The organism is Pelomonas dachongensis (assembly GCF_043555865.1).
In the GTDB taxonomy this organism is placed as follows: Bacteria; Pseudomonadota; Gammaproteobacteria; order Burkholderiales; family Burkholderiaceae_C; genus Pelomonas; species Pelomonas dachongensis.
Window position 1 is genome coordinate 169,589 of record NZ_JBIGHY010000006.1, and the last position, 18,406, is coordinate 187,994.

Consider the following 18,406-nt stretch of genomic DNA (forward strand, 5'->3'; position numbering starts at 1 on the left):
GCAAAAATGCGCATCACGATGGACTGGAACAACCTGCGCTATTTCCTGGAGCTGGCCCGCGCCGGCACGCTGCACGCCGCAGCGCGGCGGCTGGGGGTGGACTACACCACGGTCGCCCGTCGCATCCGCGCGCTGGAGCAGCAGAGCGGCTCGCCGCTGTTCACGCGCGAGGTGGACGGCCACCGGCTGAGCGAGGCCGGTCGGCGCCTGCTGCCGCAGGTCGAGGCCATGGAGGCGGCGTTCCGTCAGGTCGAGCGCAGCGCGCCGGTGACGGCCGCGGACGAGGGCCTGGCAGGCCTCGTGCGCATCGGCGCCACTGAGGGCTTCGGCACGCTGGTGCTGGCACCGGCGTTGTCGCGCTTCTCGCTCGCGCACCCGCGCCTGGTGGTGGACCTGCTGGCGCTGCCGCGGCTGGTACACCTGTCGCGGCGCGAGGCCGACATCGTCATCTCGCTGGAGCGGCCCGCGCGCGGGCCGGTCATCGTGGCCAGGCTGGCCGACTACAGCCTGCACCTCTACGCCAGCCGCGACTACCTGAAGGGTCGCCCGAAGATCGCCACCGCGCAGGACCTGGCCGGGCACAGCTTCGTCAGCTACGTGGATGACCTGCTGTTCAGCAAGGAGCTGCAGATCCTCGACGAGCTGCACCGGCCGCAGCGGTTCTCGCTGCGCTCGACCAGCATCCTGGCGCAGTGCGAGGCGGTGGTGGCGGGCGCCGGTATCGCGGTGCTGCCGGCGTTCGTCGCCACGCGCGACCCGCGCCTGGAGCGCCTGCTGCCGCAGCAGCAGTTCCGGCGTACGTTCTGGATGTCCATGCCGCAGGAGTCGCGGCAGCTGCCGCGCATGCAGGCGGTGTGGAGCTTCCTGCGCCAAGTGGCCGATGACGAAGGCGCGCGGCTGCTGGCGGTGTGACGGTCGTGCCTGGAAACATCCGTCACGGCGTTGCGGCGTATGCTGTTTTGCACCATGAACGCAGAACCGCTGCCGCAAATCCTGCTGGGTGCAGACCCGTCGCCGCAGGCCGACCTGGCGCTGGCCACCGAGGGCGTGCTGCGCTACGTCTGGCGCAGCGCGTTCGGCGACATGCTGATCGAGGTCATCGACGGCGTGAGCTACGTCAACGGCGAGCGCGTGGACGCGGCACCCGCGTCGCGCAAGGCCTAGCTGCCTAGCTGCCGCGCAACGCGGCCAGGAACCGCGCTGCCGCCACGTCCGACGGCCAGGGCTCCCAGGCCGCGCCACCGTAGACGGCCTGCAGCGGGTCGTCGTCGCGCACAGCCTGCTTGATGCCCAGCACCTCGCGCACCTCGTCGCGCGACCAGCCGGTGCAGTGCACCGCTTCGGAGGCAGCGGCAATGCTGTCGGCCAGCTTGTGCGCGCGGTAGGCGTCGGGCGTCCAGTCGGGCAGGTCGTAGCGCTGCGCGATGGCGGCCAGCAGCCGCTCGCTGACCTCACGGAACGGCGCGCCCAGCACCCGCTTCAATGGAGAGATGCAGTCAAAACCGAGGAAGCCTTCCTCGGCATCGTGCAGCAGCTCGGCGCGCACCCAGGCCGCGCCGAGCGGGCGCTCGGCGGCCTCGCGGCGCAGCGCCAGCACCAGCAGCGAATGCTGCGCGACCGACAGCGGCCACGGCCACACCGACTCGCCGCCCCAGCGGTAGGTGCGCGCCAGCCGCAGCGCCAGATCCTCGTCCGTCCAGGCATCGGGGGCGGGGTTGATCAGGTCCAGCGCGCGGCCGGAGGGCAGGCGTATCCAGGCGCGGGAGGGGGCAGGGGAACTCATGCCGGCAGCATAAAAGCCGGTTGACCAGATTGCGTCAGGTGTACTTCTTCTCCAGCGCGTCCCACGCCGGCTTGCCGACCAGGCGCTGACGCTCGGCGAAGGGTGCGACCAGGCCGCTGCTCTCCAGCACCTGCTTGTCGTCGCGCAGCGCGGTCAACGCCTTCTGCATGCCCAGCACGGCACCCTGCAGCGCGGCGTTGGCGTACAGCACGATGCCATAGCCCATCCGGCCCAGTTCCTCGGCGCCGAAGATGGGCGTCTTGCCTCCGATGACCATGTTCATCAGCTGGGGCTTGCCCAGCCGCTGCGGCAGGGCGCGGACTTCGTCCGCCTTCGTGACGGCTTCGACGAACAGGATGTCGGCGCCGGCTTCGGCAAACATCTGCGCGCGTTCGATGGCGGCCTCGAAGCCCAGCGTGGCGGCGGCGTCGGTGCGCGCCATGATCATGAAGTCGCTGTCGCGGCGTGCGTCCACGGCAGCCTTGATCTTGGCCGTGGCTTCCTCGGCGGAGATGACTTCCTTGCCCGAGAAGTGGCCGCAGCGCTTGGGCGCCATCTGGTCTTCCAGCTGGATGCAGTCGGCGCCGGCACGCTCGAGCGTGCGCACCGTGTGGACGACGTTCAGCGCATTGCCGAATCCGGTGTCGGCGTCGACGATCAGCGGCAGCTCGACGGCGTCGCGGATGCGGGCCGTGTGGTCGGCGATCTCGGCCAGGCCCATGAAGCCCTGGTCGGGCATGCCGAACCACATGTTGGTGACACCGGCGCCTGTGACGTAGAGGGCCTCGTAGCCCAGGTCTTCGACGACCTTCGCCGACAGCGCGTTGAACGCGCCCGGCACGATGACGCCACGGCGGGCTTCAACCAGGGCCTTGAGTTGCTTGCGGGTGGACATGACGTGTTGATGTTGAGTTAGAAACTGCCGGCCGGCACGCGCACGAAGCCTTCCATCAGGATGCGCGCGCTGCGGCTCATGACGGCCTTGGTGACGGTCCATTGGCCGTTGGCTTGCGCGGCCTGGGCGCCGACGCGCAGCACGCCGGACGGGTGGCCGAAGCGCACCGCCTCCCTCGCGCCGCCGCCGGCGGCGAGGTTGACCAACGTGCCGGGAATGGCCGCCGCGGTCGCGATGGCAACGGAGGCCGTGCCCATCATGGCGTGGTGCAGCTTGCCCATGGACAGCGCGCGCACCAGCAGGTCGATGTCGGCCGCCTTGATCTGTTTGCCGCTGGACGCGGTGTAGTCGGCGGCCGGCGCGACGAAGGCGATCTTGGGCGTGTGCTGGCGGGTGACGGCTTCTTCGGGCGTCTTGATGAGGCCCATGCGCAGGGCGCCGGCCACGCGGATGGCCTCGAACTTCGCCAGCAGTTCGGGCGAGCCGTTGATGTGCTCGCGCAGTTCGGCGCCGGTGTGACCGATGTCGGCCGCGTTGACAAACACGGTGGGGATGCCGGAGTTGATCAGCGTGGCTTTCAGTGTGCCCAGGCCAGGCACGTCCAGTTCGTCGACGAGGTGGCCGGTGGGGAACATCGCGCCGCCGTCGTCACCGTCGTCGGCCGGGTCCAGAAACTCCAGCACGATCTCGGCGGCCGCAAAGGTCACGCCGTCCAGCTCGAAGTCGCCGCTCTCCTGCACCTGGCCACCGCGCACGGGCACATGCGCCACGATGGTCTTGCCGATGTTGGCCTGCCAGATGCGCACGGTGCACACGCCGTCCTGCGGCACGGGGCGCACATAGCCGGCGTGGATTGCGAAGGCGCCAGCGCCGGTGGACAGGTTGCCGCAGTTGCCGCTCCAGTCGACGAAGTCCTTGTCGATAGACACCTGGCCGTACAGGTAGTCCACGTCATGGCCGGCGCGCGTGCTGGGCGAGATGATCACGCACTTGCTGGTGCTGCTGGTGGCGCCGCCCATGCCGTCGATCTGCGCAGCGTAAGGGTCGGGGCTGCCGATGACACGCTGGAACAGCCGGTCGCGCGGCTTTCCGGGAACGCGGCACGACTCGGGCAGGTCTTCCAGCCGGAAGAACACGCCCTTGCTGGTGCCGCCGCGCAGGTAGGTGGCGGGGATGCGTACTTGTTTTTCGTAGGTCATGCGTGCTCCGCCAGGAAGTCCTGCGCAAAGCGCTGCAGCACGCCGCCGGCCTCGTGCACCTGCACTTCTTCTGCAGTGTCCAGACGGCAACGCATTGGCGCGCGGTCCACACGGCCATCGCGACGGTGGATGACCAGCGCCAGCGTCGCGCCCGGGGCGATGTCGCCTTCGACGTCGTAGGTCTCTGTGCCGTCCAGTTGCAGCGTCAGGCGGTTGGTGCCGGGCAGGAACTCCAGCGGCAGCACGCCCATGCCGATCAGGTTGGTGCGGTGGATGCGCTCGAAGCCTTCGGCCACGACGACCTCCACGCCGGCCAGCCGCACGCCCTTGGCAGCCCAGTCGCGTGAGCTGCCCTGGCCGTAGTCGGCGCCGGCAATGATGATCAGCGGCTGGCTGCGCTGCTGGTAGGTCTCCATGGCCTCCCACATGCGCATGACCTGGCCCTCGGGCTCGACGCGCGCCAGAGAGCCGGCACGCACCGTGCCATCGGCATTGCGCACCATCTCGTTCTTCAGCGTCGGGTTGGCGAAGGTGGCGCGCATGGCCGTCAGGTGGTCGCCGCGGTGGGTGGCGTAGGAGTTGAAGTCCTCCTCCGGCAGGCCCATCTGATGCAGGTACTCGCCCGCGGCCGAGTTCATCAGGATGGCGTTGGACGGCGACAGGTGGTCGGTCGTGATGTTGTCCGGCAGGATGGCCAGCGGGCGCAGCCCGCGGCGGGTGCGCGGGTGTGCGGCCAGCGCGCCGGTGCCTTCCGTGTCCCAGTAGGGCGGACGGCGGATGTAGGTGGACTGCGGGCGCCAGTCGTACTGCGGCGCGGCGCGCTCGCCGCCGTCGGCGTGGATGGCGAACATCGGCTCGTAGACGGCACGGAATTGCGCGGGCTTGACCGCCTTGGCGACCAGCGCGTCGATCTCGTCGTCGCCGGGCCACAAGTCCTTCAAGCGGATCTCGCGGCCGTCCGCCACGCCCAGCACGTCGCGCTCAATGTCGAAGCGCATCGTGCCGGCAATCGCGTAGGCGACCACCAGCGGCGGCGACGCCAGGAAGGCCTGCTTGGCGTAAGGGTGGATGCGGCCGTCGAAGTTGCGGTTGCCGGACAGCACGGCCGTCGCGTACAGGTCGCGGTCGATGATCTGCTGCTGGATGGCCGGGTCCAGCGCGCCGCTCATGCCGTTGCAGGTCGTGCAGGCGAAGGCCACGATGCCGAAACCCAGCTGCTCCAGCTCCCCCAGCAGGTCGGCTTCCTTCAGGTACAGCTCCACGGTCTTGGAGCCGGGCGCCAGAGACGACTTGACCCAAGGCTTGCGCAGGAGGCCCAGCCGGTTGGCGTTGCGCGCCAGCAGGCCGGCGGCGATGACGTTGCGCGGGTTGCTGGTGTTGGTGCAGCTGGTGATGGCTGCGATGATCACCGCGCCGTCGGGCATCAGGCCCTGCGCTTCTTCCGCGCGCGCCTTGTCCAGATCGACGGCAATGCCGCGCTCGGCCAGCGCTGCGGTGGGCAGGCGGCGGTGCGGGTTGGACGGGCCGGCCATGTTGCGCTCGACCGTGGACAGATCGAACGTCAGCACGCGCTCATAGCTGGCGTCGGCCAGGCTGTCGGCCCAGAAGCCGGCCGTCTTCGCGTAGGTCTCCACCAGTTGCACCTGCGCTTCATCGCGGCCGGTCAGGCGCAGGTACGCCAGCGTCTGCTCGTCGATGCTGAACAGAGCGGCGGTGGCGCCGTACTCAGGGCACATGTTGGAGATGGTCGCGCGATCACCGATGGACAGGCTGCGCGCGCCGGCGCCGTAGAACTCCAGATAGGCGCCGACGACCTTCTGCTGGCGCAGGAACTCGGTCAGCGCCAGCACGATGTCGGTCGCCGTGATACCCGGCTGGCGCTGGCCGGTCAGCTCCACGCCGACGATGTCGGGCAGGCGCATCCACGACGCGCGGCCCAGCATCACGTTCTCGGCCTCCAGCCCACCTACACCGATGGCGATGACGCCCAGCGCATCAACGTGCGGCGTGTGGCTGTCGGTGCCGACGCAGGTGTCGGGGAAGGCGACACCCTCAGCAACATAGACCACCGGCGACATCTTCTCCAGGTTGATCTGATGCATGATCCCGTTGCCCGCCGGGATCACGTCCACGTTGTCGAAGGCGCGCTTGGTCCACTCGATGAAGTGGAAGCGGTCCTCGTTGCGGCGGTCCTCGATGGCGCGGTTCTTCGCGAAGGCGTCGGGGTCGAAGCCGCCGCACTCAACGGCCAGCGAGTGGTCGACGATCAGCTGAACCGGCACGACCGGGTTCACCTTGGCCGGGTCGCCGCCCTCCTTGGCGATGGCGTCGCGCAGGCCGGCCAGGTCCACCAGCGCGGTCTGCCCCAGGATGTCGTGGCAGACCACGCGCACCGGGAACCACGGGAAGTCCAGGTCGCGCTTGCGCCCGATCAACTGGCCGAGGTAGTCGTCCAGCTGCGCGGGGTCGGCGCGGCGCACCAGGTTCTCGGCATGCACGCGCGCCGTGTAGGGCAGAGCGGCCCAGGCACCGGGCGCCAGCCGCTCGACGGCCTCGCGGGCGTCGAAGTAGTCCAGCGTGCTGCCGGGCAGGGACTTGCGGTACGGCGTGTTCATGTCACTTGCGCTGGTCGATGGGGACGAACTTCTGATCTTCCGGCCCGGTGTAGTTGGCACTCGGCCGGATGATCTTGTTGTCGATGCGTTGCTCGATGACGTGCGCCGCCCAGCCGCTGGTGCGCGAGATGACGAACAGCGGCGTGAACATGGCCGTCGGCACGCCCATCATGTGATAGCTGACCGCGCTGAACCAGTCCAGGTTGGGGAACATCTTCTTGATCTCCCACATCGTCGACTCGAGCCGCTCGGCGATGTCGTACATCTTGGTGGAGCCGGCTTCTTCGCACAGCTTTTTGGCCACGCCCTTGATGACGACGTTGCGCGGGTCGCTGACCGTGTAGACCGGGTGGCCGAAGCCGATGACGACCTCCTTGCGCTCCACGCGGGCGCGGATGTCGGCCTCGGCCTCATCCGGGGTGTCGTAGCGCTTCTGGATCTCGAACGCCACCTCGTTGGCGCCGCCATGCTTGGGGCCGCGCAGCGCGCCGATGGCGCCGGCGATGGCCGAGTGCATGTCACTGCCGGTGCCGGCGATGACGCGGGCGGTGAACGTGCTGGCGTTGAACTCGTGCTCGGCGTACAGGTTCAGCGACGTGTGCATCGCGCGCACCCAGCTGTCGCTGGGCTTGTGGCCGTGCAGCAGGTGCAGGAAATGGCCGCCGATGGAGTCGTCGTCGGTCTCGACCTCGATGCGCCGGCCGTTGTGGCTGAAGTGGTACCAGTACAGCAGCATGGAGCCCAGCGACGCCATCAGCCGGTCAGCGATGTCGCGCGCGCCGGGCAGGTTGTGGTCGTCCTTCTCGGGCAGCGAGCAGCCCAGCGCCGACACGCCGGTGCGCATCACGTCCATCGGGTGGGCGGCGGCGGGCAATGTCTCCAGCGCGCTCATCACTGCGTCCGGCAGGCCACGCAGCGACCGCAGCTTGGCTTTGTAGCCCTTCAGCTCGGCGCGCGTTGGCAGCTTGCCGTGCACCAGCAGGTGCGCGATCTCCTCGAACTCGCAAACCTCGGCGATGTCCAGGATGTCGTAGCCACGGTAGTGCAGGTCGTTGCCGCTGCGGCCCACCGTGCACAGCGCGGTGTTGCCGGCCGTCACGCCGGACAGGGCCACGGACTTCTTGGGCTTGAAGCCGGGGGTGGGGGTGTCGCTCATGGAAGGTCTCCGGGAAGGCAGTGCGTTCTGATGTTCGCAATCTTCGCAGCGGTGCGCGGTGATCTCAACCGATATGGGGCGTTGAAGTGCGAAGATTGCGGACGCGATTTGCAATGTTTGCAAAGTTTGAGGGCGCGATGCGCAAGATATTCCTGGGCGTGAAGCTGAAGACGTTGCGCGAGCAGCGTGGCCTGACGCAGGCGGCGCTGGCGCAGCAGCTGCAGCTGTCGCCCAGCTACGTGAACCAGCTGGAGAACAACCAGCGTCCGCTGAGCATGGCGGCGCTGCAGCGGCTGCAGGCGGCGCTGGGCGTGGACCTGGCGTTCTTCTCCGAGGACGACGAGGCGCGGCGCTTCGCGCAGCTGCACGAGATTGCCGCCGAGGCCGCGCTGGCCGGTGGCGTGCCCGACGCCGAGCTGCGCGCACTGGCCCAGCAAATGCCCGCCATCTCACAGCTGCTGCTGCGCCTGCATGGCCGCGCACGCAGCGCCGAGCAGCGGCTGGCCAGCCTGGGCCGCGGCGAGCGAGACGGCGGCGCAGCGGCGGGCCAGGCCTCGCACGAGGAGGTGCGCGACTTCTTCTATGCCCACCACAATCACATGGACGGCCTGGACCGCGCCGCCGAAGCGCTGGCGCTGCGGCTGGACGCCGCCGACAGCACGCAAGACCTGGTGCCACGGCTGGAGGCGCACCTGCGGGCCGCGCACGGGGTGCAGGTGCGGGGCGTGGTGGAAGGTCGACTGCGCCGCTTCGACCCCGTTCAGCGCCGCCTTCGGCTGGCCGACACGCTGACGGCCGGGCAGCGCGCCTTCCAGCTCGCCACGCAACTGGCCTACCTGGAGGCCGGTGCCGAGATCGACCGGCTGGTCGCATCCAACCCCTTCAGCGCGGACGCCGCGGCGCTCGCGCGCATCGGCCTGGCCAGCTACTTCGCCGGCGCGCTGGTGCTGCCCTATGGCCGCTTCCTGGCCGCCGCGCAGGAGCAGCGCCACGACATTGCGCTGCTGGCGCGGCGCTTCAACGTCAGCTTCGAGACCGTGTGCCACCGCCTGTCCACGCTGCAGCGCCGCGACGCGCGCGGCCTGCCATTCTTCTTCGTGCGCGTGGACCGTGCCGGCAACATCTCCAAGCGCCAGTCCGCCACCGACTTCCACTTCTCGCGCGGCGGCGGCACCTGCCCGCTGTGGAACGTCTACGAGGCCTTCGCGCAGCCCGGCCGCGTGCTGACGCAGGTGGCGCGCATGCCCGACGGGCGCAGCTACCTGTGGATCGCGCACTGCGAGACCCGCGCCACCGGCGGCCACGGCTCCCCGGAGCGCGCGTTCGCGGTGGGCCTGGGCTGCGACCTGCGCCATGCCGGCCAGACGGTCTACGCCAAGGGCCTGGACCTCAGCGACCCCGACAGCGCCACACCCATCGGTCCCGGCTGCAAGCTGTGCGAGCGCGAGGGCTGCGCGCAGCGCGCCTTCCCGGCGCTGGGCAAGCAGCTGCGCATCGACGAGAACGAGCGTTCAGCGGAGCCCTACGCGGCGGGCTGATGCCCTCTCAGCGGCTCAGCGCACCCTCCACCCAGGCCTGCAACTGGGCGGCGGACATCGCGCCGCTCTGCCGCGCCACTTCGCGGCCGCCGACGAACAGCAGCGTGGTCGGGATACTGCGGATCTGCAGCCGGCTGCTGGCCTGGGGCGCGGCGTCGCTGTCGACCTTGACGAAGCGCAAGTCAGGCCGAGCGGCGGCCAACTGCTCGAAGTGCGGCGCGTACGAGCGGCACGGGCCGCACCAAGCCGCCCAGAAGTCCACCAGCACCGGCGCGTCCGTGCCTTGCAGATAGGCGGGCAGCGCGGCGTCGCTCAGCGAGACCGGCGCGTGTGGCGCGACCGCCGCGCCGCACTGGCCGCAGCTGGGGTGTTGTGCAACACGTTCGTCCGGCACGCGGTTGCGCGTGCCGCATTGGGGGCAGACCAGCAGCATGACAGCTCCTCGTGGTTTCAGCAGGCCTCAGTGTCGGCCACGTCGGTGGGCATCGCGGCGGCCGGCGGTGGTCAGGGCTCGGCGCTGCTCTTGTCGCTCGCCGCGCCCGGTGTGTTGAACAGCTTCCAGCGCCCGCCGCCGGTCAGCTGCAGCACGCGGCGGTGAAAGCCCGCCACCGCCGCGCGGTGGGCGATGCTGATCAGCGTGGTGCCGCGTTCGCGCAGCCGCTCGTACAGGCGCTTCTGGTTGGCGTCGTCCAGCGCGCTGGTGGCTTCGTCCAGGATGGCCACCTTCGGCGCGTGCACCAGCAGCCGCGCGAACGCCAGGCGCTGCTGCTCGCCGCCGCTGAGCACCTTCTCCCAGTCTTCCTTGCGGTCCAGGCCAGACGCGCTCTCGGCCAGGTGACGCAGCTGCACCTCGTCCAGCACCTTCAGCAGCGCGTCGTCGCCCAGTTCGGTGTGCGTGCTGGGGTAGATCAACTGGCTGCGCAGCGTGCCGGTCTGCAGGTAGGGGCGCTGCGGCAGGAAGAACACGTCGTCCTGAGGCGGCTGGTCGATCCTGCCGCCGCCCTGCGTCCACAGGCCGGCGATGGCGCGCAGCAGCGAACTCTTGCCGCAGCCGCTGGCGCCGGTGATCAGCAGCGATTCGCCCGCCGGCACGGTCAGGGACAGGTCCTGCACCAGCACGCGGTCGCTGCCGGGCGCGGTCACGGTCACGTTGGACAGCGCCAGGTCCTGCGCCGGCTGCAGGTCGATGCCGGCCGCCGCTGGTGCGGCCTCCAGCTTCTCGGCCATGAGGTGCAGGCGGTCGATGCCGGCGACGAAGCGTGACAGGCTCTCGAAGTTGTCGACGATCAGCGACACCGCGCTGAGCACCGCGGCGAACGCGCCGGCCGCCTTGACCGCCTGGCCCACCTCCAGCTCACCGGACAGCACCTGGGCGGCCAGCACGACGAACGGCACCAGCAGGCTCAGCTGGCTGAATGAGCGCTGGAACAAGTTCAGCAGGAACTGTGCGCGGATCATCTTCTTGGTGTTCAGCAGCGCGGCGCGCAGGCGCTGGTCCAGCTGGTGGCGCTCTTGTTGCTCGCCGCGATAGAAGGCGATGGACTCGGCGTTCTCGCGCAGCCGCATGAGCCGGAAGCGGAAGTCCGCTTCGCGCTTGAGCTGCCAGAAGTTCAGCCGGATGAGCGGCCGGCCGAACAGCCCGATGGACAGGACCGTCCCGATCACCGCGTACGCGATCAGGAAACCGACCAGCGTCTTCGACAGCCCCCACAGCACCGTGCTGAACGCGACCAGCTGCATCGCCGAGCCGAGCAGGATCAGCATGAAGTTCAGCGAGCGGCCGGTGAAGGTGTTGATGTCATCGGCGATGCGCTGATCGGGGTTGTCCACGCCGGCCAGGCGGAAGTAGGCGCGGTCGCCCAGGTAGGCGTCCAAGTAGCGGCGGGTCAGCCAGCGGCGCCAGTCATTCGCGTAGGCGTCGCGGGACGCGTAATAGAACGCATAGACCGGCACTGCGATGCCCACCACCCACAGCATGCCGCGCACGGCCTCCCAGAAGCGCCCCTCGTCGCGCGAGGCCAGCGCCGAGGTCAGCTCGCCGGCCTTGTCGTTGATGAGCACGGCCAACTGCGTGTCCAGCAGCATCAGGGCGATCAGGCCCACCAGCACGGACCAGGCGACGCGCTTGCGGTCGCCCAGCCAATAGGGCTTGGCGACCACGAGGAAACGCCCCCAGGCGGAGGGCGCATCGGCAGCGACGGTAGCGGTCATGGAGCAGGTCGAGGGTATGGCGACATTGCCAAGGCTAGGCGTCGGCCACCACAGCGCTTGTCGGACGCCGCGCCACGGCCGCGTCACCGGCCGGCGCGATTGGGGGGATGGGGCGGCGGTCGCGGCTGCAGTAAGGTGGTCCGGGTCTGCAACGAGATGGAGTGGCTCGCATGAGATCGATGAACAACCCCGTACCGCGTCTGTTGGTGCTCCTCACCACCTGGGCGGCCTTGACGACGGCGCATGCCGCCTCCGTGGCCCCCGTGGCCGCCGAGAACGGCATGGTGGTGACGGCCCAGCACCTGGCCACACGCGTGGGCGTTGACGTGCTGAAGGACGGCGGCAACGCGGTCGACGCGGCGGTGGCGGTGGGCTATGCGCTGGCCGTCGTCTACCCCGCGGCGGGCAACCTGGGCGGCGGCGGCTTCATGACCGTGCAGCTCGCCGACGGCCGCAAGACCTTCCTCGACTTCCGCGAGAAGGCGCCGCTCGCCGCGACGGCGAACATGTACCTCGACAAGGACGGCAACGTCATCAAGGGGCTGAGCACGCGCAGCCACCTCGCCGTGGGCGTGCCGGGCAGCGTGTCGGGCCTGGAGTACGCGCTGAGAAAGTACGGCACGCTGAAGCGCGCAACCGTCATCGCGCCGGCCATCCACTATGCCGAGAAGGGCTTCGTGCTCGATCAGGGGGACATCGACATGCTGCAAAGCGCGACCGACGACTTCCGCAAGGACCCGGCGACGGCCGCCATCTTCCTGAACAAGGGCGAGCCGTTCCAGGTCGGCCAGAAGCTGGTGCAGAAGGACCTTGCCACGACGCTGAAAGCCATCCGCGACAAGGGCGAGGCGGGCTTCTACAAGGGGCCGGTGGCGGCCGCCATCGTGGCCAGCAGCCAGGCCGGCAAGGGCATCCTGCAGCAGGCCGACTTCGACCAGTACACCACCCGCGAGCTGCAGCCCGTGGAGTGCGACTACCGCGGCTACCGTGTCGTGTCGGCGCCGCCGCCCAGCTCGGGCGGCGTCATCATCTGCGAGATGCTGAACATCCTGGAGGGCTACCCGCTCAAGGAGTTGGGCTTCCGATCCGCGCAGGCAGTGCATTACCAGATCGAGGCCATGCGCCACGCCTACGTGGACCGCAACAGCTACCTCGGTGACCCCGACTTCGTGAAGAACCCGCTGGACCGGTTGCTGAGCAAGGCGTACGCAGCCCAGATCCGCGCAGCCATCCAGCCGAACAAGGCAGGCGTGTCGCAAGAGATCAAGCCCGGCGTGGCGCCGCACGAGGGCAGCAACACGACGCACTACTCCATCGTCGACAAATGGGGCAATGCGGTGTCGGTGACGTACACGCTGAACGACTGGTTCGGTGCCCGGCTGACCGCCGCGAAGACCGGCGTGCTGCTGAACGACGAGATGGACGACTTCACCGCCAAGGTCGGCGTGCCCAACCTGTACGGCCTGGTGCAGGGCGAGGCCAACAAGATCGAGCCGGGCAAGCGGCCGCTGTCGTCCATGAGCCCCACCATCGTCAGCAAGGACGGCAAGCCGGTGATGGTGGTCGGCACACCGGGCGGCAGCCGCATCATCACGGCGGTGCTGCACACGATGATCAACGTCATCGACTACGGCATGGACGTGCAGGAGGCGACCGACGCGCCGCGCTTCCATCAGCAGTGGCTGCCCGAAGCCACCAACGTCGAGGACTTCGCGCTGTCGCCCGACACGCGCAAGATCCTGGAGGGCTGGGGCCACAAGTTCGCCGAGCCGCAACCGGCCAACCATCTCGCCACCATCCTGGTCGGTGCGCCGAAGCTGGGCGGCAAGCCGGTGGGCAAGAACCGTTTCTACGGTGCCAACGACCCGCGGCGCAACAGCGGGCTCGCCCTGGGGCATTGAAGCCCATCGCCCAGTCGCACCTCGCTGAACTCGCCTTCGCCTGGGCGGTGCCTCGAAGGGACAGCGATGCTCGCGGCTTCGAGCCGTGAGCACATCGCCATCGTGGGCCGGCTTGGGGCGGCCCGGCGCTCGGCCCGAAGGCGGCACCGTCGTCATCGATCTGACACACACCGACGCGAGCATGCGGCCTTTTGATCAGGCCCTGCTGCATGCGTCTGCCTTCCCTGTTGCTCGCCGCTGCGCTGAGCCTGTCGCCGCTGGCCTCGAGGGCTGCGGCGCCCGTTGAACTCCGCTTCACCGACTTCTTCGCCCAGCCCATCGGCCCGCGCGGCCTGGAGCCCAGCGCCAAACTGCTGTCGGTCAACGGGCAGGCGGTGAAGCTCACCGGTTTCATGGTGCGGCGCGAGCAGCCGCAGGCCGGCAGCTTCCTGCTGGTGCCCGTTCCCATCACGATGGCCGAGCACGCTGACGGCGAGGCTGACGACCTGCCGCCGTCCGCTGTCACCGTCGTGCTTGCGAGCGGGCAGCGCGACCGCCTTGTCGCCTTCCAGCCCGGCCCGCTGACGTTGAGCGGCCGTCTCGAATTCGGCGCCGCCGAGGACGCCACCGGCCGCGTGTCGTGGGTGCGCCTGCATCTCGACCCCGCCGCGCTGGCCACCCAGGCCGGCACCGCCGCACCCGCCCACACCCACGGTCATTCGCACTGAGCTTCAACGCGCCATGAAAAACATCGTCCTCCTGGCCTTGATCGCCAGCGCCTCGGCGAGCGCCGCGCCTACCGTCACGCGCCTCACGCCACCCAGCGAGCTGTTCGCCAGCGGCCAGCCCGATCCCGTCATCGCGCGCTTCCTGCCCGGCCAGCGATTCGACCTGCAGGCCACCATCAAGGCCGATGCGGGACAGAAGATCACCGCCGCGCGTTTCCTCATCGACGGCAAGCCGGTGAACGCCACCGTCGCGCTGCGCGATTGCGCCACCGGCTGCGTGAAGGATGTGGCTGCCGAGAGCAGTGTGGCCACCTTGCGCGCCGTGTCGACCGACCGCGCCGGCAGGCACGAGTTCAGCGTCGAGGCCACGCAGGCCGACGGGCAGAAGGTCGTGGCCAAGGGCAACTTCGAGGTCGTGCCGTTCACGGCCGCCATGGGTCCCAAGGTCAAGAACATCATCGTGCTGATGGGCGACGGCATGGGCGCCTCGCAGCGCACCGCAGCGCGCATCGTGCACGGCTATGCGCAGGGCAAGTCCCTGCAGCCGCTCGCGATGGACAGCTTCACTGCGACGGCGATGGTGAAGACCGCGTCTCTGAACTCCATCGTGACCGACTCTTCGCCCGGCATGACGGCCTACGTCAGCGGCAACAAGAACAACAACAACGAGGAGGGCGTGTTCCCCGACGACACCGTCGACGCCTTCGACAACCCGCGCGTTGAGTACCTCAGCGAGTACCTGCACCGCACGCAGGGCAAGCAACTGGGCATCGTGACGACGGCCGACGTGTTCGACGCGACGCCCGCCGGCAACGCCGTGCACACCAGCAACCGCGGTGCCGGCACCGGCATCGTGGACCAGTTCTTCGACGACCGCGGCCGCACCGGCCTGACGGTGCTGATGGGCGGCGGCCGCAAGTGGTTCTTGCCGGGCGGCAGCGCAGGCACTCCGGGCTCGGCGCGCACCGACAGCAACGACTACGCGTTCTCTGCCACCGACCCGCACACGGCCGAGATCGTCAGGCGCTGGGGCGCCGCACCGGGCGCGATGGACAAGGACCGCGACCTCATCAAGGACTTCCAGTCCGCCGGCTTCAGCTATGCCGCCACCAAGGCCGACATGGACCGTGCCGACAGCACCAAGCCGCTGCTGGGCCTGTTCGCGTTCTCCAACATGAACGTTGCGCTGGACAAGATCAACGGCCGCCGCGGCGCCGACAGCAATGGCCTGGGCGGCAGCAGCGTCGTCGCCGACTTCGGCCTGCCCGACCAGCCCATGCTGGACGAGATGGCCGCCAAGGCGCTGGGCGTGCTGCAGCGTTCGCCCAAAGGCTTCGTGCTGATGATCGAAGGCGCGTCCATCGACAAGCAGGCGCACGCGATGGACACCGAGCGGTGGATGCTGGACACGCTGGAGTTCGACCGCGCCGTTCGCGTGGCGCAGGACTTCGCCGCCGAGCACGGTGACACGCTGGTCATCGTGACGGCCGACCACGAATGCTCCGGCGCCGCGCTGATCGGCGGCGCCACCGTCACCGACAAGGCGCTGCAGGAACTGGGCGCAAAGAAGGGCGTGGTCAATCTGCGCAACGCCGTCGTCGGCCCCTACGAGAAGGCCGGCTTCCCGCGCTACAAGATCGCCGCCGACGGCTACCCCGAGACCACTGACATCGACTACCGGCTGCTGGTGGGCTACGGCGCCAACGCCGACCGCTATGAGGACTGGCGCACCAAGAAGACACCGCAGCGCGACGGCCAGCAGCCGTTCGGCAAGCAGCCGCCGTTGAGCTGGTACCCCGCGAATGCGCAGGAGCGCGACGACGCGGTGGGCGAGTACCTCATCACCGGCCAGGTGCCGGGCGACTCCGCGGTGCATACCGCCACTGACATCCCGCTGTCCGCCTACGGCCCCGGCGCCCTGGCTTTCACCGGCGTCATCGACAACACCGACGTGTTCTTCAAGCTCGCGCAGGCGGCCGTGCGCGGTGTCGTCGCGCCTGCCGACACCAACGGCGCGAAGAAGCCGCCGAGACCCAGGCGCTGAGCCGGGCACTGACGTCTGGCAGGGGGACTCAGGCGGCCCGATACTGGCCGCCCCCACAAGGAGACCTCTGCCCATGAAGACCTGGTTCACCGCCGCTGCTCTCATTGCCGCCGCCCTCGGCACGCAGGCCCAGACCGCCGACCCGCTGAAGGCGGCCATCGCGGCCGACCACCGCACGGTCGGCAACGTCGCGCGTGATGCCGCACGCCACCCCTACGAGACTTTGAGCTTCTTCGGCATCAAGCCGACCGACACGGTGGTGGAGCTGGCGCCGGGCGGTGGCTGGTACACCGAGATCCTGGCGCCCTACCTGCGCGAGCAGGGCCAGCTCTACGCAGTGGCCGGCGCCAGCGCTCGCTTCAAGGCCAAGATGGACGCGTCGGCCGTGTACGGCAAGGTCAAGATCACGACCTTCGATGCTGCCAAGGGCCAAGTCGAGATCGCGCCTGCCGGCACGGCCGATGCGGTGCTGACTTTTCGCAACGTGCACAACTGGATGAGCAACGGCAGCGCACAGGCGGTGTTTGACGCGGCCTTCAAGGCGCTGAAGCCGGGCGGCACGCTGGGCGTGGAGGAGCACCGCCTGCCGGCCGCCCGCACCCAGGACGCCAAGGCCAGCACCGGCTACGTGCATGAAGCCACTGTCATCAAGTTCGCCGAAGCCGCCGGCTTCAAGCTGGCCGGCCGCAGCGAGGTCAACGCCAATCCGAAGGACACGGCCGACCATCCCGAGGGCGTCTGGACGTTGCCGCCGACCTACGCGCTGAAGGACAAGGACCGCGCGAAGTACCAGGCCATCGGCGAGAGCGACCGCATGACGCTGAAGTTCGTGAAGCCCTGAGGATGCAGCGGCGCCATGCCGTCATCGGCCTCGGCCGGTTGGCGCAGGCGCTCGTGCCTGCGCTGCGGTCGGCGGGCGACGAAGTCGTCATCGGGCGGCGTACGCCGGCTGATGGCGAGTTCACGCCGACCGGTGCCGCGGCCCGGGCTGACTGGGTCTGGCTGACCGTCCCTGACGACCACATCGCCGCCACGGCCGCCGCGCTGACCTGGCGGGCCGGCCAGTTGGCGCTGCATTGCAGCGGTGCGACGCCGCTGGCCGCGCTGGCCCCGGCGCCGGCCGCGGCAGGTTTTCATCCGCTGAAGCTGCTGGCGGGCGACACCGGCCTGGCGGGAGCCCACGTCGGCATCGAGGCCGACGCTGCGCACCGGCCTGAGCTGCAGGCGCTGGCGCTGAGGCTGGGCATGCAGCCGCTGGCGTTGCCGTCGCCCATGCCGGCGAGCGCGCGCGCCGCCTATCACGCAGCGGCCAACCTCGCCGCCAGCGGTGTGCTGGCCGTGCTGGCTGAAGCGGGATCGCTGTGGAGCGCCGCGGGCCTGGCCGGCGATGACGCCTTGCCCGCGTTGCTGCCGCTGACCCGCGGCGCGTTGGACACCGCACAGGGCCGTGGCCTGGCGGGCGCCGTGTCCGGCCCCATCGCACGCGGCGACGCCGGCGTGCTGGCGCGCCACCTGGACGCACTGACCGCCGCCGGGCTGGACGACGACCTGTTGCGGGCGCTGGGCCGCCGGCAACTGCGGCTGGCCGAGGCTGCCGGGCGGCTGGATGTGGCACAGGTCACGGCGTTGAGGGCGTTGCTTGCGCCGCTGTGACCGCACCGCCCCGCGCCGGTGCGCCCGGCGTGAACTAGGCCGCGCCCGGCGCGTTTGAGGCTGTGCAATGCAGCAGGCCCGCTCCTAAACTGCCCACCGGCCAGCGCCAGTGCGGGTCGCAGCCCCAAGGGAGTTCACATGTCCGACGCGTCGTCCATCCAGACCCAGATCAAGGCCGAAGCGGCTCAGGTGTTGCGGGGCGTCGCCGCCGAGCTGCCCGACGCTCGGGAGCGCCTCGCCTACGTGCGCAGCATGACCGAGCAGGCCGCCACCAAGGTGCTGAACCTGGTGGAGGCCGCGCAGGAAGATGCCGAGGCCGTGCGCAAGAAGGGGCGGGAGCTGTCCGACGCGCTGAACCGGCTGGCACTGTCCAGCAACATCAGCCAGGACCGGGCCCGCGCGCTGATGAAACTGTGCGCCGCCTACGCCTCCGACGCTGCCAGCTTTGCCGCGCGCGAGAAGTCGTTGCACACCGAGATCATGATGTCGCAAGACTTCCAGGATCTCTCCGGCCAGGTCATCAACAAGGTGACCAAGATGCTGGAGCGCGCCGAGCCGCCGCTGAACGACCTGATCGCCAGCCTGCCGATGGCCGACGCCGCGGTGCCGGAAGAGCTGACCGGCGTACAGACGCCCGACAAGGCGCTCAAGCAGGACGACGTGGACGACCTGCTGGCCAGCCTGGGCTTCTGAGCGCCAGGCTT

The 18,406-nt window shown here is 69.5% G+C and carries 16 protein-coding genes; 9 read left to right on the top strand and 7 right to left on the bottom strand.

All coding sequences use genetic code 11. The features are described from left to right. The first annotated feature begins 18 nt into the window (after window positions 1-18). Window positions 19-912 (top strand): LysR family transcriptional regulator, encoded by an 894-nt coding sequence (locus ACG02S_RS17230; RefSeq protein WP_394471895.1) that lies wholly within the window; start codon window positions 19-21, stop codon window positions 910-912. A gap of 54 nt (window positions 913-966) precedes the next feature. Next, window positions 967-1,164 carry a hypothetical protein gene (locus tag ACG02S_RS17235; RefSeq protein WP_394471710.1) on the top strand — a complete coding sequence of 66 codons (198 nt, stop codon included), beginning with the start codon at window positions 967-969 and terminating at the stop codon, window positions 1,162-1,164. A gap of 4 nt (window positions 1,165-1,168) precedes the next feature. Here ACG02S_RS17235 and ACG02S_RS17240 read toward each other — a convergent pair whose 3' ends face one another. Genes ACG02S_RS17240 through prpC form a run of 5 tightly spaced genes read right to left on the bottom strand, consistent with a single transcriptional unit; the run spans window position 1,169 to window position 7,648 of the window. Next, window positions 1,169-1,783, bottom strand: coding sequence for a phosphohydrolase (locus tag ACG02S_RS17240; protein WP_394471711.1), 615 nt, complete (start codon window positions 1,781-1,783; stop codon window positions 1,169-1,171). Between the two features lie 34 nt (window positions 1,784-1,817). Beyond that, window positions 1,818-2,678 carry an isocitrate lyase/PEP mutase family protein gene (locus tag ACG02S_RS17245; protein ID WP_394471712.1) on the bottom strand — a complete coding sequence of 287 codons (861 nt, stop codon included), beginning with the start codon at window positions 2,676-2,678 and terminating at the stop codon, window positions 1,818-1,820. A gap of 17 nt (window positions 2,679-2,695) precedes the next feature. Beyond that, the gene (gene prpF, locus ACG02S_RS17250) at window positions 2,696-3,877 is read right to left on the bottom strand and encodes a 2-methylaconitate cis-trans isomerase PrpF (RefSeq protein WP_394471713.1); all 1,182 of its coding nucleotides are present in this window, start codon (window positions 3,875-3,877) and stop codon (window positions 2,696-2,698) included. Beyond that, window positions 3,874-6,492: a Fe/S-dependent 2-methylisocitrate dehydratase AcnD gene (gene acnD / locus ACG02S_RS17255; protein WP_394471714.1), complete on the bottom strand. Its 2,619-nt coding sequence runs from the start codon at window positions 6,490-6,492 to the stop codon at window positions 3,874-3,876. Before acnD ends, prpF begins: the two co-directional genes overlap by 4 nt. A 1-nt stretch (window position 6,493) precedes the next feature. Continuing rightward, the gene (prpC, locus tag ACG02S_RS17260) at window positions 6,494-7,648 is read right to left on the bottom strand and encodes a bifunctional 2-methylcitrate synthase/citrate synthase (protein ID WP_394471715.1); all 1,155 of its coding nucleotides are present in this window, start codon (window positions 7,646-7,648) and stop codon (window positions 6,494-6,496) included. Window positions 7,649-7,785: 137 nt separating this feature from the next. Here prpC and ACG02S_RS17265 point away from each other — a divergent pair, with 137 nt between their 5' ends. Next, window positions 7,786-9,186: a short-chain fatty acyl-CoA regulator family protein gene (locus ACG02S_RS17265; protein WP_394471716.1), complete on the top strand. Its 1,401-nt coding sequence runs from the start codon at window positions 7,786-7,788 to the stop codon at window positions 9,184-9,186. A gap of 7 nt (window positions 9,187-9,193) precedes the next feature. On the opposite strand, the gene trxC is transcribed toward ACG02S_RS17265, so the two are convergent. Together trxC and ACG02S_RS17275 are read right to left on the bottom strand one after the other, a co-directional pair. Beyond that, a complete protein-coding gene (gene trxC, locus ACG02S_RS17270) occupies window positions 9,194-9,619 on the bottom strand; it encodes a thioredoxin TrxC (RefSeq protein ID WP_394471717.1) in 426 nt (141 codons plus the stop codon). Window positions 9,620-9,690: 71 nt separating this feature from the next. After that, window positions 9,691-11,397 carry an ABC transporter ATP-binding protein/permease gene (locus ACG02S_RS17275; RefSeq protein ID WP_394471718.1) on the bottom strand — a complete coding sequence of 569 codons (1,707 nt, stop codon included), beginning with the start codon at window positions 11,395-11,397 and terminating at the stop codon, window positions 9,691-9,693. A 179-nt stretch (window positions 11,398-11,576) separates the two neighbouring features. On the opposite strand from ACG02S_RS17275, the gene ggt reads away from it, so the two are divergent. The 6 genes from ggt to ACG02S_RS17305 all read left to right on the top strand — a co-directional run bounded on the left by ggt (window position 11,577) and on the right by ACG02S_RS17305 (window position 18,395). After that, complete coding sequence (ggt, locus tag ACG02S_RS17280; RefSeq protein WP_394471896.1) at window positions 11,577-13,298, top strand: gamma-glutamyltransferase; 1,722 nt, start codon at window positions 11,577-11,579, stop codon at window positions 13,296-13,298. Between the two features lie 209 nt (window positions 13,299-13,507). Next, window positions 13,508-14,005 carry a hypothetical protein gene (locus ACG02S_RS17285; protein ID WP_394471719.1) on the top strand — a complete coding sequence of 166 codons (498 nt, stop codon included), beginning with the start codon at window positions 13,508-13,510 and terminating at the stop codon, window positions 14,003-14,005. A 13-nt stretch (window positions 14,006-14,018) separates the two neighbouring features. Next, window positions 14,019-16,049, top strand: a complete 2,031-nt coding sequence (locus ACG02S_RS17290) for an alkaline phosphatase (protein ID WP_394471720.1) — start codon at window positions 14,019-14,021, stop codon at window positions 16,047-16,049. A gap of 73 nt (window positions 16,050-16,122) precedes the next feature. After that, the gene (locus ACG02S_RS17295) at window positions 16,123-16,890 is read left to right on the top strand and encodes a class I SAM-dependent methyltransferase (protein ID WP_394471721.1); all 768 of its coding nucleotides are present in this window, start codon (window positions 16,123-16,125) and stop codon (window positions 16,888-16,890) included. Window positions 16,891-16,892: 2 nt separating this feature from the next. Then, complete coding sequence (locus tag ACG02S_RS17300) at window positions 16,893-17,702, top strand: DUF2520 domain-containing protein (RefSeq protein WP_394471722.1); 810 nt, start codon at window positions 16,893-16,895, stop codon at window positions 17,700-17,702. Window positions 17,703-17,840: 138 nt separating this feature from the next. Next, window positions 17,841-18,395 carry a protein phosphatase CheZ gene (locus tag ACG02S_RS17305; RefSeq protein WP_394471723.1) on the top strand — a complete coding sequence of 185 codons (555 nt, stop codon included), beginning with the start codon at window positions 17,841-17,843 and terminating at the stop codon, window positions 18,393-18,395. The last annotated feature ends 11 nt before the right edge of the window (window positions 18,396-18,406 follow it).